Genomic DNA, 13,720 nt, shown 5'->3' with positions numbered 1-13,720 from the left:
TCAGCTAGCAGACACACCTACAATCGCCGTCTTGTTGTCCTTCGAAGATGTCTCATGTCAGATCGTGAATACCGCAAAGGGATCCTGCTCGCAGTCAGTGCTTACTGTATGTGGGGCTTTGCGCCTTTATATTTCAAATTACTCAACCATGTATCCGCTACCGAAATCTTAATCCACCGTGTGATTTGGTCATTTGTGTTTATGTTGATCATCATGCTGTTTATTGGCGGCTTTTCTCGCTTACGTTTACTGCTTAAACAGCCTAAGCAACTGATGGTGCTCACTATCACCTCTATCGTGATTGCAGGAAACTGGCTACTGTTTATTTGGGCAGTGAATAATGACCACATGCTCGATGCCAGCTTAGGTTATTTTATTAACCCTTTACTTAACGTCTTACTCGGTATGTTATTTTTAGGCGAAAGACTGCGTAAATTGCAATGGTTTGCGGTTTCACTTGCCAGTGCGGGCGTGTTACTCCAATTAATCTCTTTCGGCTCGATTCCAATTGTCTCTTTGGCACTGGCGGGCACCTTTGGTTTCTATGCGCTGCTACGTAAAAAGGTCAATGTAGATGCTAAGGCAGGTTTATTAGTTGAAACCGCCGTACTGCTGCCCGTTGCGCTGATTTATCTTGTTGCTACGTCAGATACCGCTACAGCCAGTATGCTAACCAACGATTGGCAATTAAACCTTTTATTAATGGCTGCGGGTATTGTTACTTCCATTCCACTACTGTGTTTTGCGGGTGCTGCTGTTCGTATTCCTTTATCTACGCTAGGTTTTTTCCAATATATTGGCCCAAGTATTATGTTTATCTTAGCTGTAAGCCTGTTTAATGAACCCTTCGATGCAGAAAAAGGCGTCACTTTCGCTTTTATCTGGGCGGCATTACTTATTTTCACCTTAGATATGGCCTATAAGCGCAAAAAAACGTAAGGATTTACCCTTTGCACAGCGGCAAAAGACTCACTTTTGTAGCTGTGCAATTAACTCAGCACCTCGGGGTACCGTCAGCAATAGATCATATCCTTTGGTTGTAGGGATCAGCACCAACTGTGATTTATCTGTTATCGCTAAAAATGATCTCCCTTTCCCCTGTAGATTAAACCAGCCCAATTGAAACCCTGGCATACCGATGCCGTTCGCCTTAAAGCTCGGCGTTAAACCTACCTCTTGTTGTAAATCGACTATGCGCGCCTCGGTAACTAATAAATCCGCGCGCGATAGCTGCACTTTGTAGAAGGGGACATCCAATGTGAGCCCAGTGTCAGTTAACACTAACTCCGCATGACTAGATTGATAGAATACCCAAGAAAAGCCGCCCATCATCACAAGCAGTATCCCTAAACTGGCAGATTTAGCGATATTCGGCATTTTTTTGAACCACAACATCAATAAGATACCGGCTAAGCCTAATAGCAAGACGATAAAACTTAACATAGAGGTTTGGGTTAACGGGGCGAGTTCGAATACTTGGGGACTCATCGGCAGCACCTCCTGTGCGGTTAAACCTTAATTTGCCAATAAACACCGATTATATCAACAAAAATGCCAGCGCTAATATGAGTACTCGGCTGGCATTAATAGGGATGATTTAGAATAATCTACAGATCGAGTGCGAGGATTTTTGAACGACGTTGATAGTTATATAGCTGCTTTTTCTTTTGTGGCAGCGCTTCAACATCTTCAATCACAAAACCGTGTTCTAAAAACCAGTGAATACTACGGGTTGTTAGCGCGAATAAACGTGAATAACCCCGATTCCTCGCCTTATTGATGATGTTTTTCAACAGCAAGCTACCTCTATCGGCATCGCGATAATCAGGATGCACGACCAAGCAAGCAAACTCGCCCGCATTGTCCTCTTCAAAAGGATATAACGCTGCACAACCAATCACTAAGCCATCGCGCTCAATCAGCATAAATTGTTCGATTTCAATCTCGAGCTGCTCACGGCTACGACGCACCAGAATGCCTTGCTCTTCCAATGGACGAATCAGGTTCAGTACACCGCCAATATCAGCGATAGACGCACTGCGCAGGCGCTCAGCGCTCTCAGTCACTATTTGCGTACCAATGCCCTCGCGTGAGAACAACTCTTGCAGTAAAGCGCCATCTTCAAGATAGCTGACTAAGTGACAACGAGGCACACCATTACGACAAGCATCAATGCTTGCTTTCAAGAAAGCCATAGTGCCAACGCAAGCAGACCCTTGCTCACTCAGCTTATCCATAATGTTTTGCGCATCATTGGGCATCAATTCTGCAATCACATCGCCGTTACGATCAAGAATACCGTTTTGCGAGCTAAAACCTATCATCTTGTCAGCTTTGAGCTTGATCGCCACCTGAGTAGCAATTTCCTCAGCCGTTAAATTAAAACTCTCGCCAGTAACAGAAGCCGCAATCGGCCCCATCAACACGATACAGTGATTATCTAGCTGGCGTTTTAAGCCTTGCACATCAATACGACGCACTCTGCCGCTCAAACAAAAATCGATACCGTTATCCACGCCAAGTGGTTGGGCAATGACAAAATTGCCACTAACTAAGTTAATTTGCGCCCCTTGCATCGGTGTGTTGCTTAAACTCATGGATAAACGCGCTGTGATATCAAATTGCAGTGCACCCGCAACTTGTTTGATCACTTTGAGCGACTCTTCATCAGTGATACGCACGCCTTCGTGGTAGGTAGGCTCAATACCGTTGATCGCTAATGCAGCATCAATTTGCGGCCTAGCACCATAAACCAATACCACTTTTATCCCTAAACTGTGCAACAAGGCGACATCATTTAAGATGGCGCGAAATTGATTTTGAGCCAAAGCTTCACCGCCAAGCATCACGACAAAGGTTTTACCTCTGTGAGCGTTGACATAGGGGGCAGAGTGACGAAATCCATCAACCAGTTCAGTGGTACGCACGCGTTATATACACCTCATTTTGAGCTGGCAATGTCACGACGACATACCAGGAATGAATCGCTAACTTTTGCGTATGGTATTGCATTTTAATTCACATATAAAGAATTTATTCTCACATAAATACAGTTTTAATGAATTAAAATGCTTACCGCCCTAAGCTTTTATACATTTCCAGCAAGCGCTCATTCTTTTTTAACTGCACAGCTCAAAATCCAACGATTTAACTTTGCGATGCAATTATCTCAGCTTGATGATTCGCCGCTAAAAAAATGCAAAAAAAAAGCCCCTTAAATAAGGGGCTTTTCTCGAAACACTCACCAAGAATTACTTGATTTTGGCTTCTTTGTAGATAACGTGCTGGCGAATAACAGGATCAAATTTTTTGATTTCCATTTTCTCAGGCATGTTACGCTTGTTTTTTTCAGTTGTGTAGAAGTGACCAGTCTTAGCTGTAGAAACTAATTTGATCTTCTCACGATTACCTTTAGATTTAGCCATGATCTATTATACCTTCTCGCCACGTGCACGAAGTTCAGCAACAACAACTTCGATACCTTTCTTGTCGATCAGACGGATACCTTTAGTAGATATACGTAACTGTACGAAACGCTTCTCATCTTCTAACCAAAAACGGTGGTTTTGTAGGTTAGGTAAAAAACGACGACGGGTCGCGTTTTTTGCATGCGAACGGTTGTTACCAACCATAGGCTTCTTGCCGGTAACTTGGCATACTCTTGACATGTCAATCTTCTCCAAAAACAATTTTAACGCTCGAGCATTAATGTGCCTCGTATGGCCGTCGCCCGAGGCACAAAGAGGGCGCATTTTATACACGATCACAGAGTGAAGATCAAGTGCTAGATTAATTAATCCAGCCTCGTTCTGCAAAAGACACTATCTCCTGATCACCTACAACCATATGGTCCAATAAGGATACGTCTATGGTTGCTAACGCATTTTTTAATCGTTCAGTTATTCGTCGGTCAGCCTGACTGGGCTCGGCAATACCAGACGGATGATTATGACAAACGATAACTGCTGCGGCCTTTTTCTCCAACACTAAGCTCACCACTTCACGTGGGTACACTGAGGCTGAGTCTATTGTACCGCGAAATAATTCGACAAACTGAATCACTCTATGCTGGCTATCTAGCAGTAAAACTGCAAACACTTCATAGGGGCGATCAGCCAATTGTCTCATTAAATAGTCCCGAGTTAAATCGGGATTTGTCAAAATTTGACCTCTTTGCAAGTTTTCTTGCGCTACACGCCGCGCTAATTCGGCCGCAGCTTGAAGCTGAGCGTATTTTACAGGTCCTACGCCCGGAAGTCGACAAACCTGATTTCGAGAAGCGCAAAGCAAATTTCTGAGGCCGCCAAACTCACCAATTAATGACCTCGCCAAATCAACCGCATTCAATCCCGCGACACCATTTCGCAGTAATACCGCTAATAACTCAGCATCCGATAGTTGGGCCGCCCCCTTTTGTAATAGCTTATCTCTAGGCCCCTCACCCTCTGGCCAATCTTTAATACCCATACGACCTCCGTGTCACCTCACATAATTTTACTTTACAGAGTATGGACGAGATTTTTTGAACCGGGAGGGTCACTAAAATTCACCACTTTGTGCTATCGTTGCGGCATTATTTCTATCTCAGGTGATGTCTGTGAGTTTGACAAATAAAAACGTCCTGCTGGGCATTGGCGGCGGCATTGCAGCCTATAAAAGTGCTGACTTAGTCAGGCGCTTGAAGGAGCGTGGCTTTGATGTGCGCGTAGTGATGAGCCAAAGTGCGATGGAGTTTATCACCCCACTCACACTGCAAGCGTTATCGGGTCATCCCGTCGCATCGAGTTTACTCGACCCTGCTGCAGAAGCGGCGATGGGCCATATAGAACTCGCTCGCTGGGCAGATCTGGTTATTATCGCACCTGCGACCGCAAACCTATTGGCGCGGATTAATGCCGGCATGGCCGATGAGTTAATCACTACCACTTGCTTAGCAACTGAGGCGCCCATTGCACTGTGCCCAGCGATGAATCAGCAGATGTATCGCAATGTGGCAACGCAAGCAAATTTAACTAGCCTTACATCCCGTGGCTTTACGCTTTGGGGACCCGCCAGTGGCAGCCAAGCCTGTGGCGAAGTCGGCCCTGGGCGTATGTTAGAGCCATTAGAAATTACCGAGCTGGCGACACAATTTTTTGCCCAAAATGACAGCGCTGAACTTAAGCCTCTCGCCGGAAAATCAGTGCTTATAACGGCGGGGCCAACCCGAGAAGCCATTGATCCGGTCAGATATATTTCGAATCATAGTTCAGGGAAAATGGGCTTTGCCTTAGCCAAAGCGGCCTCCGATATGGGCGCAGCGGTTACGTTAGTCTCAGGTCCAGTGAATTTAAGCACGCCAGAAGGCGTGACACGCATTGACGTTGAATCGGCACAAAACATGCTCGATGCTGTAATGAATCATATTGATAATAAAGATATTTTTATCGGCTGCGCTGCCGTAGCTGACTACCGCATTAGTGAGATTGCCAGCTGTAAGATCAAAAAATCTGCAGAAGAAATGCAACTTGCGCTAGTGAGGAATCCTGATATCTTAGCCACGGTTGCGAGCTTACCTAACCGTCCTTTTATGGTAGGATTTGCCGCTGAAACCCATGATGTAGAAGCCTATGCGCGCGATAAACTCAAACGTAAAAACTTGAATATGATTGCCGCAAACGATGTTTCCATCGCAGGTATAGGCTTTAATGCCGATGCCAATGCCCTGCGCGTGTTCTGGCCGCAGGGTAGTCAAGATTTGCCAGCGACGGATAAGCTCACGCTGGCACGGCAATTACTTTCGTTAATAGTGAAAGAAAAAACAAATACATGAAAACACCGATTGAATTAAAGATCCTCGACTCCCGTATCGGCTCAGAATTTCCTCTGCCCGCTTACGCTACGCAAGGCAGCGCAGGCATGGATCTTCGCGCCATGATAGACACTACTTTGACGATCGCTCCGGGTGAAACCGTGCTGATCCCCACAGGAATAGCCATTCACGTTGCAGACCCAGGACTGGCGGCAGTTATTTTACCGCGCTCAGGCCTAGGTCATAAACACGGTATCGTACTTGGTAATTTGGTTGGACTCATCGACTCAGACTACCAAGGAGCGTTAATGGTGTCTTGCTGGAATCGCAGCGACAGACCCTTCGCCTTAGAAATTGGTGACCGTCTGGCACAACTGGTGTTTGTTCCTGTAATACAAGCACAATTCAAACTCGTTGATGAGTTCGATAGCTCAGATCGTGGTGAAGGCGGATTTGGCCATTCAGGCACTAAATAATCCCCTAAGTCGTTATTGAGCCAAGGATACTGTAATGGCTGTAAGCCCAAAAATTAATCGTCGTGAACACATATTACAATGCCTAGCGCAGATGCTAGAAACCCACCCGGGACAAAGGATCACCACCGCGAAACTAGCCTCAGAAGTCGGCGTATCGGAAGCCGCACTCTACCGCCACTTTCCCAGTAAAGCGCGGATGTTTGAGGGCTTGATTGAATTTATCGAAGAGTCGTTATTATCGCGCATCAACTTAATCATGGATGACGAGAAAGACACCATGAAACGTTGCCAGTTGGTATTGCAACTATTGTTGATTTTTGCCGAACGTAACCCTGGTATTTCTCGCGTTCTCAATGGTGATGCATTGCTGGGTGAAAATGAACGTCTACGGAGCCGGATCAGCAACTTATTTGCCAAAATTGAAACTCAATTGAAGCAAATATTGCGTGAAAAAATGCTCCGCGAGGGTAAAGGTTTTAACCTAGATGAAGCCATATTGGCTAATTTACTGCTAGCCTTTGCCGAAGGTAGAATTGCCCAATTTGTACGCAGTGAATTCAAACTAAAACCGACTACACACTTCGATGAACAATGGTATTTCATCCAACACCAACTATTGCAAAGCTAATGATTTTTCAGCATAAAGGACGGTAAATACCGTCCTTTTTTTTAGTTTACTTTCCTTGTCTCACTATGACTTTTGTTTTATCCTAGAAATACATTTACAAAACAAAAGTTACAAATAGTTTACAAGGATGTCAGGTGAAACTCTTTCAATTATCTGCTTTAGCAGCGCTTTGCTTATCAATATTACCCATCTCAACATGTACAGCTAATGCCCTATCACAGGCACAGTTATTCACTAAAGGTGATGAATACTCAAATGTAAAAATCTCGCCCACGGGCAAGTACCTAAGCGCGATTACCCATGTTGAGGGTAAAAAAGTTCTCTTAGTATTAGATGCTCAAACAAAAAAACTGATTAATGCGATTCACTTCCCCAGTAATGCTCAGGTAGGCACTTATGAATGGGCCAATAGTGAGCGACTGGTACTGGCAAAAGAATACTTAAAAGGCTGGCAGGACACCCCCATTTATTATGGTGAACTACTGGCGGTTAATGCCGATGGTTCACGTAAAGCTTACCTCTTTGGTTACAATAGTGGCGAGCAACAAACGGGTTCAAATATCAAGAAAAATACCCCGATGCGAGCAAGTGCCTTTATCCTCGACCCGCTGCCAGATGATGAGCGTTATATGCTCGTTAACGTCATCCCATGGAACGACAAAATAAATCTTGATGTTGAGTTATTGCAGGATGTCTATCGCGTAGACCTATTTAATGGTACGCGCAAACGCATTACGGGCTCACCGATAGGCCAGGCACGCTTTCTGACCGATCATGATGGAGAGGTTCGTTTCGTTGCAGGTGAAGACAGTAAAAACACCACCAAAGTCTTCTACCGTAAAGAGGGTAAATGGATAAATACCGATAAATTAAATTTAGACCTCACAGACTTTAGCCCACTTTCATTCACCGATAAAAAGAATACGATTTATGCCGCAGGACGCTCACAAGGTACAACCTTAGGTATCTACAAAATAAATCTCGAAACAGGTGATAAAACTGAAATTATTCAAGATGAAATCGTTGATCCCAGCAACTTTTGGATTAACGGCACTAATAAGCAACTTTACGCTGTCGAATTCGAAAATGGCTATCCTAGCTATGCCTTTGTTGATAATGAAGATTCGCACGCTAAATTGCTAAAAGATTTATTAAGTGCGCTGCCCGGCCATCAAGTACGCATCGTGAGTGAAACTCGAGATGCAGAAAAGCTCATCGTGCTTGCATTTAATGATCGTAATCCAGGCGATTACTACATATTTGATACGAAAAAACTCAAACTCGAACATCTTGCCGCCGCTAGAAACTGGCTCGACCCAGAAAAGATGGCCGAGGTTAAACCTATCAGCTTCACCAGTCGTGATGGTAAAAAACTCCATGGTTATTTAACACTTCCCATTGGTAAAGAAGCTAAAAACCTACCATTAGTGGTCAATCCGCACGGTGGCCCACACGGTATCCGTGACTGGTGGGGCTTTGATCCACAAAACCAATATTTAGCAAGCCAAGGCATTGCGGTTCTGCAGGTTAACTTCCGTGGCTCTGGCGGATACGGCGAACAATTCGAGCATGCTGGCTATCAAAAGTGGGGCTCAGAAATACAATACGACATTATAGATGCCACTCAATATGTCATTGATCAAGGCTTTGCCGATAAAGAGCGTATTTGTATTGTAGGAGGCAGTTTTGGTGGCTATAGCGCGCTACAGAGTGCCGTACTTGCACCGGATATGTTTAAATGCGCGGTAGGTGTAGCTGGTGTATACGATTTAGAATTAATGTTTAATGAAGGCGATGTCGCCAGTCGACGTGCAGGAACAAGCTATCTCAAAGAAGTACTAGGGCAAGATGAAGCGGTGCTCAAAGCAATGTCTCCTTCTGAAAACGTCAATAAACTCAAAGCGAACTTGCTACTGGTTCATGGTGGCGAAGATGATCGAGCGCCGATTGAACAACTAGAATCCCTCGAAAAGGCCTTAAAAGCTCACCAATATCCGTACCAAAAACTGGTGATGGACAATGAAGGCCACGGTTTTTATAACGATGAACACAGAGCAAAATACTACGAAAAGATGCTGAGTTTCCTAAAAACAAATCTAACACTGTAAACTTCGGCGACGTTAGCCAACGTTTATCGTTGAATAAGATTAGCCACAGTAGATTTAAAGCCGATATCCGATAAGGACTATCGGCTTTTTCATGTTTGCGATGAACGTTTTTCGGTATGAATCAGCCGCTATTCGCGCTATTCTCATCAGCCTATTCTTGCTCTAGCGAGAATAACAATAATTTGTATCTAGTGCAGGACAGCCCAAATACCCCATACTGTTCAGCATAGGTTTTCTGTTATAGCCGCTACAAGGTAGTGGAGGATAAGATGTCATTAAGTGAAGCAGCAGTAAAAGTACAAGCCGCATTATCAGAACGTGGACTTGAAACCCCAATGCTCCCAAGCGTTTACAGCAGTGAAGAACGTAAAGACAAAATTGAACATCATATGAAAGAAATCCTGACGTTAATGTCATTGGACCTTTCAGACGATAGCCTTGCCGATACACCGCGCCGTATCGCTAAAATGTATGTCGACGAAATCTTCTCCGGCTTAGATTATGCGAATTTTCCTAAGATCACGGTTATCGACAATAAAATGGGCTTCGATGAGATGGTGCGCGTGCAAGACATTAGCCTCACCAGCACCTGCGAACATCATTTAGTGACCATTGATGGCACTGCGACTATCGCTTATCTGCCACGTAAAAAAATTATCGGTTTATCAAAGATTAATCGTATCGTTCGTTTCTTTGCCCAACGACCACAGGTGCAAGAGCGTTTGACTCAGCAAGTGTTAGTCGCGCTGCAAACCTTGCTTGAAACCAAAGACGTAGCCGTAAAAATGGATGCGGTGCATTATTGCGTTAAATCCCGTGGCGTGATGGATTCCACCAGCTCAACCACTACCACAGCACTTGGCGGTGTTTTCAAATCAAACCCTGCGACCCGTGCCGAGTTTTTGCATCAGTCTAAATAAGAGCATTAAAGCTTAAGACGATTTAAAGCCTGCCTAAATCCGCACCAATCAAAACGCATGAATAAAAAACGCTGCGATTCTTTTATAAAGAAGGCAGCGTTTTTATTGAGCCTAACTTCATCACGCTAAGTGGCTCATGGTGAATAAAAAAAATTACCGCTTAAATGCCGTATTGCTCGCGATACTGGCTCACGGCGGCAAGTTGCACTTCCATGCCAGGTTTTTCAGACAGATAGCTGATTAAGTCGGCTAATTTAATAATAGCTACAATACCGCAACCAAAATCACGCTCAACTTCTTGAATCGCCGATAGCTCGCCCTTGCCTTTCTCTTGTCTGTCTAATGCAATCAACACGCCCGCTAATTGTGCCTTATGGGCTTCGATAATTTCCATCGACTCACGAATCGCAGTACCGGCAGTAATCACATCATCAACCAGCATTACGCGGCCTTTAAGCTCGCTACCAACTAAGCTGCCACCTTCGCCATGATCTTTTTTCTCTTTACGGTTAAAACAGTATGGAATGTCGATATCGTGGTGTTCACACAGAGCAACCGCTGTCGTAGTGGCAATCGGAATACCTTTGTAAGCGGGGCCAAACAGCAAATCGTAATCAATGCCAGAATCCACTAACGCAGCAGCATAGAAGCGGCCTAAACGCGCTAAATCGCGTCCAGTATTGAACAAACCCGCATTAAAAAAATAAGGGCTGATACGGCCCGATTTAAGCGTAAATTCGCCAAATCGTAACACCTGACGTTCTAGGGCAAATTCAATAAACTCACGTTGATAGGCTTTCACACTTTCTCCTTACGATTTTCTACTTGATATTTTTATTGGTGATTTTTTATTAGGTATAGGGCTTTCTTAACGTACATATCTTGCTACAACTAAAAAATTACAGCTAATAAAAAGCCCCATGACGGGGCTTAATAACAACAGACTTAATTTAATGCGGCTTTTTGCACATCAACAATTTCACGAATACTGTTCTTGGCGAGAACCAACAGTTCGAGTAATTCTTCGTGACTAAATGGCTCGCCTTCAGCGGTGCCCTGAATTTCGATAATCTTGCCCGTTTCAGTCATCACCACGTTCATGTCAGTTTCAGCGGCGCTATCTTCAATATATTCTAGATCGCTTATCGCTTCACCCTTGTAAATACCTACGCTGACTGCAGCAATGAGGAATTTCAGCGGGTTAGATTTAATGATGCCTTTACCGCGTGCCCAGTTCAATGCATCGACTAGAGCAACACAGGCGCCAGTGATAGAAGCGGTGCGCGTGCCACCGTCAGCTTGGATCACATCACAATCGATCACGATCGTGTTTTCGCCTAGGGCTTTCATATCCACACAAGCGCGCAGAGCACGGCCGATAAGACGTTGAATTTCTTGCGTACGGCCAGATTGCTTACCGCGAGCGGCTTCACGATCCATACGGCTATGGGTAGAGCGTGGCAACATGCCGTATTCCGCCGTCACCCAGCCTTGACCCTGACCTTTAAGGAAACGTGGCACACCTTCAGTAAAACTGGCGGTACAAAGCACTTTCGTTTCGCCAAATTCCACTAACACAGAACCTTCGGCATGGGCCGTAAACTGGCGAGTAATAGTGATGGGACGAGTTTGTGCTGGCGTTCTGTTACTTGGACGCATGCGAGATTCCTGTATTCTGAGTCATTGACCGATTTTGGCTGCATATTATAGGGGCTTGTGCCTTAGGATGCCATGCTTAGGGTGATTCTCTGGCAAACTCATCACACTCAAACACCTAATCCATGTCCTTATACCCAAACAACCTGAAGATGCAGAATTCAGCGGGAGTTTAACGCACTTTAGGCAAGGCCATTTATTGCTCCTGCATAAATGGCATTCACGCCCGTGTTGCATCAATTCAAAAGGTAGCCGACATTCTGTCACTGCTGCGCCTTGAATTGAAGCACCCTAGGCGCTCTGAAACTCGTATCTTCAGGTAGCTTGGGTATATTTACTGTATGCCTTTAATCCTAAAGCCATTGACTCTATAATCGGCTCTCATTATGACGATTAAACCATTAGGACAACCCATGATCCAAAGCATGACAGCCTACGCTCGTATCGAGCACAAAGCACAATGGGGCACTGCCTCCTGGGAAATTCGCTCAGTCAATCAACGTTATCTCGAAACTTATCTACGTTTACCCGAGCAATTCCGCAGTTTCGAACCTGTACTACGCGATCGTCTACGTAAACGTTTAAGTCGCGGCAAAGTTGAAGTTAATTTGCGCTACGAATTGGCAGATAGCAGCAATAACGAGCTGCAATTGAACCAAGCGCTGGCCAAACAGCTATTAGGCGCTGCCAATTGGCTCAAGCAAGAAGCGGGTCAAGGTGATATCAATCTTACCGACATCCTGCGCTGGCCGGGCGTGCTAGCAAGCGGTGAACAAGATATGGATGCCATAGGCGCCGATCTGATGACCGCTTTCGATGCAGCTATCGATCAATTTATCGAAGCCCGCGGCCGTGAAGGCGAAGCCATCAAAGACATGTTATTAAGCCGTTTAGAGGGTGTGAGCGAGCAAATCGCCGTAGTACGTGCGCATATGCCAACAGTGATGTTGTATCAACGCGAAAAGTTGACCAACCGCCTTGCCGAAATCAAAGGCGAACTTGATCCTGCCCGTATCGAACAAGAAATGGTACTACTGGCACAGAAACAAGATGTTGCCGAAGAGATGGATCGCCTAGAAGCACATGTAACCGAAGCGCGCCGCATCCTCAAAAAAGGCGGTAGCGAAGGTCGCCGTTTAGATTTTATGATGCAGGAATTTAACCGCGAATCGAACACGCTCGCCTCTAAATCTATCAGCGCCGAAATCACCTCAGCCGCAGTGGAACTTAAAGTCTTAATCGAGCAAATGCGTGAGCAGATCCAGAACGTAGAATAATTCTATTCTGTTTTTTATCTATGACTCATACTCAAATGCCCTGATAAATCAGGGCATTTTTTTTAACGCTTTCAGCTTCTATTATTTTCGGAGAATTACCGAGAATCTATCAGTTATGGCGTGGGCGTATTTTCCGTTGTAGGTGTTGTTTGTTGGATCACCTGTGTATGGAAAGCGGGATCCTGTGCGACTTCTTTTATGCCATTAATACAAAATTGCATTCCCATACAGACCAGCAAAAAGCCCATGATCCGCGTCATAGCATCAATGCCGGTAGCGCCAAGGACTTTACAAACCGGATCAGCAAGTTTTAGCACGCCCCAACTAATAAGACTCATTAAAGCAAAAGCCGTCACCATACCGCTGTAAAGGGTAAAACGACTGTATTCATCCGGTAATGCGGCAATTTGTGCAGCACCACTAATCACCAATGCCATCGTACCGGGTCCACACATACTGGGCATCGTCAGCGGAACAAAAGCAATACTCTGATTAATATCTACATTATTGGCCTCTGTTGGTGCAGGGAACAACATTCTAAAACCAATAAAACCGATAATCAGTCCGCCCGCTAAACGTAAACCAGGAATCGAAATACTGAATAACTCTAAGATTGAAGAACCAATAAAAAAGCAAATACACAGGCTACAAAATAGGTAAATAGCCGCTAAATTTACCTGTTGGCGCACATGCTCCGGCGACATTCCCTTACTCAATCCTAGCAATAAGGTGGCGGTAGTAGGCGGATTAACCATTGGCAGTAGTGCCAATAAAGCCAAAGTCACGACTTGAAAATACATGTTATCCCTTAAATAATACGGTCAATACTGAATAATAAATGCCTAATGGCATCGCATCTTATAC

Annotated in this window: 15 protein-coding genes; 7 read left to right on the top strand and 8 right to left on the bottom strand. The window is 44.8% G+C overall.

From position 1 onward, the window contains the following. Positions 1-54 precede the first annotated feature (54 nt). A complete protein-coding gene (gene rarD, locus L2717_RS05625; protein WP_220771889.1) occupies positions 55-939 on the top strand; it encodes an EamA family transporter RarD in 885 nt (294 codons plus the stop codon). A gap of 30 nt (positions 940-969) precedes the next feature. Here the strand turns inward: rarD and L2717_RS05620 are convergent, their stop codons facing one another. The 5 genes from L2717_RS05620 to radC form a co-directional block, all read right to left on the bottom strand. Then, on the bottom strand, positions 970-1,488 hold the full coding sequence (locus L2717_RS05620; protein WP_220771891.1) for a PH domain-containing protein: 519 nt from the start codon (positions 1,486-1,488) through the stop codon (positions 970-972). Positions 1,489-1,607: 119 nt separating this feature from the next. Continuing rightward, positions 1,608-2,927, bottom strand: a complete 1,320-nt coding sequence (gene argA / locus L2717_RS05615) for an amino-acid N-acetyltransferase (RefSeq protein WP_220771893.1) — start codon at positions 2,925-2,927, stop codon at positions 1,608-1,610. Between the two features lie 324 nt (positions 2,928-3,251). Continuing rightward, positions 3,252-3,425, bottom strand: a complete 174-nt coding sequence (gene rpmG / locus L2717_RS05610; protein WP_160054468.1) for a 50S ribosomal protein L33 — start codon at positions 3,423-3,425, stop codon at positions 3,252-3,254. A 6-nt stretch (positions 3,426-3,431) separates the two neighbouring features. Beyond that, positions 3,432-3,668: a 50S ribosomal protein L28 gene (rpmB, locus tag L2717_RS05605; RefSeq protein ID WP_220771895.1), complete on the bottom strand. Its 237-nt coding sequence runs from the start codon at positions 3,666-3,668 to the stop codon at positions 3,432-3,434. A gap of 121 nt (positions 3,669-3,789) precedes the next feature. Then, on the bottom strand, positions 3,790-4,467 hold the full coding sequence (radC, locus tag L2717_RS05600; RefSeq protein WP_220771897.1) for a RadC family protein: 678 nt from the start codon (positions 4,465-4,467) through the stop codon (positions 3,790-3,792). A gap of 121 nt (positions 4,468-4,588) precedes the next feature. Here radC and coaBC point away from each other — a divergent pair, with 121 nt between their 5' ends. From coaBC to folE, 5 genes are all read left to right on the top strand, one after another. Next, complete coding sequence (coaBC, locus tag L2717_RS05595) at positions 4,589-5,812, top strand: bifunctional phosphopantothenoylcysteine decarboxylase/phosphopantothenate--cysteine ligase CoaBC (RefSeq protein WP_220771899.1); 1,224 nt, start codon at positions 4,589-4,591, stop codon at positions 5,810-5,812. Then, on the top strand, positions 5,809-6,267 hold the full coding sequence (dut, locus tag L2717_RS05590; protein WP_115406458.1) for a dUTP diphosphatase: 459 nt from the start codon (positions 5,809-5,811) through the stop codon (positions 6,265-6,267). Before coaBC ends, dut begins: the two co-directional genes overlap by 4 nt. 34 nt (positions 6,268-6,301) lie before the next feature. Beyond that, positions 6,302-6,895 carry a nucleoid occlusion factor SlmA gene (gene slmA, locus L2717_RS05585; protein WP_220771901.1) on the top strand — a complete coding sequence of 198 codons (594 nt, stop codon included), beginning with the start codon at positions 6,302-6,304 and terminating at the stop codon, positions 6,893-6,895. Between the two features lie 134 nt (positions 6,896-7,029). Further along, positions 7,030-9,003, top strand: coding sequence for an alpha/beta hydrolase family protein (locus tag L2717_RS05580; protein ID WP_220771902.1), 1,974 nt, complete (start codon positions 7,030-7,032; stop codon positions 9,001-9,003). A gap of 269 nt (positions 9,004-9,272) precedes the next feature. Next, on the top strand, positions 9,273-9,923 hold the full coding sequence (gene folE, locus L2717_RS05575; RefSeq protein ID WP_076497120.1) for a GTP cyclohydrolase I FolE: 651 nt from the start codon (positions 9,273-9,275) through the stop codon (positions 9,921-9,923). Positions 9,924-10,083: 160 nt separating this feature from the next. Here the strand turns inward: folE and pyrE are convergent, their stop codons facing one another. Continuing rightward, a complete protein-coding gene (gene pyrE, locus L2717_RS05570; RefSeq protein WP_006079863.1) occupies positions 10,084-10,725 on the bottom strand; it encodes an orotate phosphoribosyltransferase in 642 nt (213 codons plus the stop codon). 143 nt (positions 10,726-10,868) lie between these two features. Next, on the bottom strand, positions 10,869-11,582 hold the full coding sequence (rph, locus tag L2717_RS05565; RefSeq protein WP_076497122.1) for a ribonuclease PH: 714 nt from the start codon (positions 11,580-11,582) through the stop codon (positions 10,869-10,871). Between the two features lie 410 nt (positions 11,583-11,992). On the opposite strand from rph, the gene L2717_RS05560 reads away from it, so the two are divergent. Continuing rightward, a complete protein-coding gene (locus L2717_RS05560; RefSeq protein WP_220771989.1) occupies positions 11,993-12,856 on the top strand; it encodes a YicC/YloC family endoribonuclease in 864 nt (287 codons plus the stop codon). 113 nt (positions 12,857-12,969) lie between these two features. Here the strand turns inward: L2717_RS05560 and L2717_RS05555 are convergent, their stop codons facing one another. Further along, positions 12,970-13,656, bottom strand: a complete 687-nt coding sequence (locus tag L2717_RS05555) for a MarC family NAAT transporter (protein ID WP_220771903.1) — start codon at positions 13,654-13,656, stop codon at positions 12,970-12,972. Positions 13,657-13,720: the final 64 nt, after the last annotated feature.

Origin of the sequence: Shewanella glacialipiscicola, assembly GCF_023283485.1 — a bacterium.
GTDB lineage: Bacteria > Pseudomonadota > Gammaproteobacteria > Enterobacterales > Shewanellaceae > Shewanella > Shewanella glacialipiscicola.
The sequence above is the reverse complement of the archived record's forward strand: the minus strand, read 5'-3'. Positions and strand labels throughout refer to the sequence as shown.

Excerpts from the sequence above, each read along its gene's own strand:
- rarD (WP_220771889.1), top strand. The coding sequence starts at position 55 with ATGTCAGATCGTGAATACCGCAAAGGGATCCTGCTCGCAGTCAGTGCT.
- radC (WP_220771897.1), bottom strand. The coding sequence starts at position 4,467 with ATGGGTATTAAAGATTGGCCAGAGGGTGAGGGGCCTAGAGATAAGCTA.
- dut (WP_115406458.1), top strand. The coding sequence starts at position 5,809 with ATGAAAACACCGATTGAATTAAAGATCCTCGACTCCCGTATCGGCTCA.
- L2717_RS05620 (WP_220771891.1), bottom strand. The coding sequence starts at position 1,488 with ATGAGTCCCCAAGTATTCGAACTCGCCCCGTTAACCCAAACCTCTATG.
- L2717_RS05560 (WP_220771989.1), top strand. The coding sequence starts at position 11,993 with ATGATCCAAAGCATGACAGCCTACGCTCGTATCGAGCACAAAGCACAA.
- rph (WP_076497122.1), bottom strand. The coding sequence starts at position 11,582 with ATGCGTCCAAGTAACAGAACGCCAGCACAAACTCGTCCCATCACTATT.
- folE (WP_076497120.1), top strand. The coding sequence starts at position 9,273 with ATGTCATTAAGTGAAGCAGCAGTAAAAGTACAAGCCGCATTATCAGAA.
- L2717_RS05555 (WP_220771903.1), bottom strand. The coding sequence starts at position 13,656 with ATGTATTTTCAAGTCGTGACTTTGGCTTTATTGGCACTACTGCCAATG.
- rpmB (WP_220771895.1), bottom strand. The coding sequence starts at position 3,668 with ATGTCAAGAGTATGCCAAGTTACCGGCAAGAAGCCTATGGTTGGTAAC.
- slmA (WP_220771901.1), top strand. The coding sequence starts at position 6,302 with ATGGCTGTAAGCCCAAAAATTAATCGTCGTGAACACATATTACAATGC.
- rpmG (WP_160054468.1), bottom strand. The coding sequence starts at position 3,425 with ATGGCTAAATCTAAAGGTAATCGTGAGAAGATCAAATTAGTTTCTACA.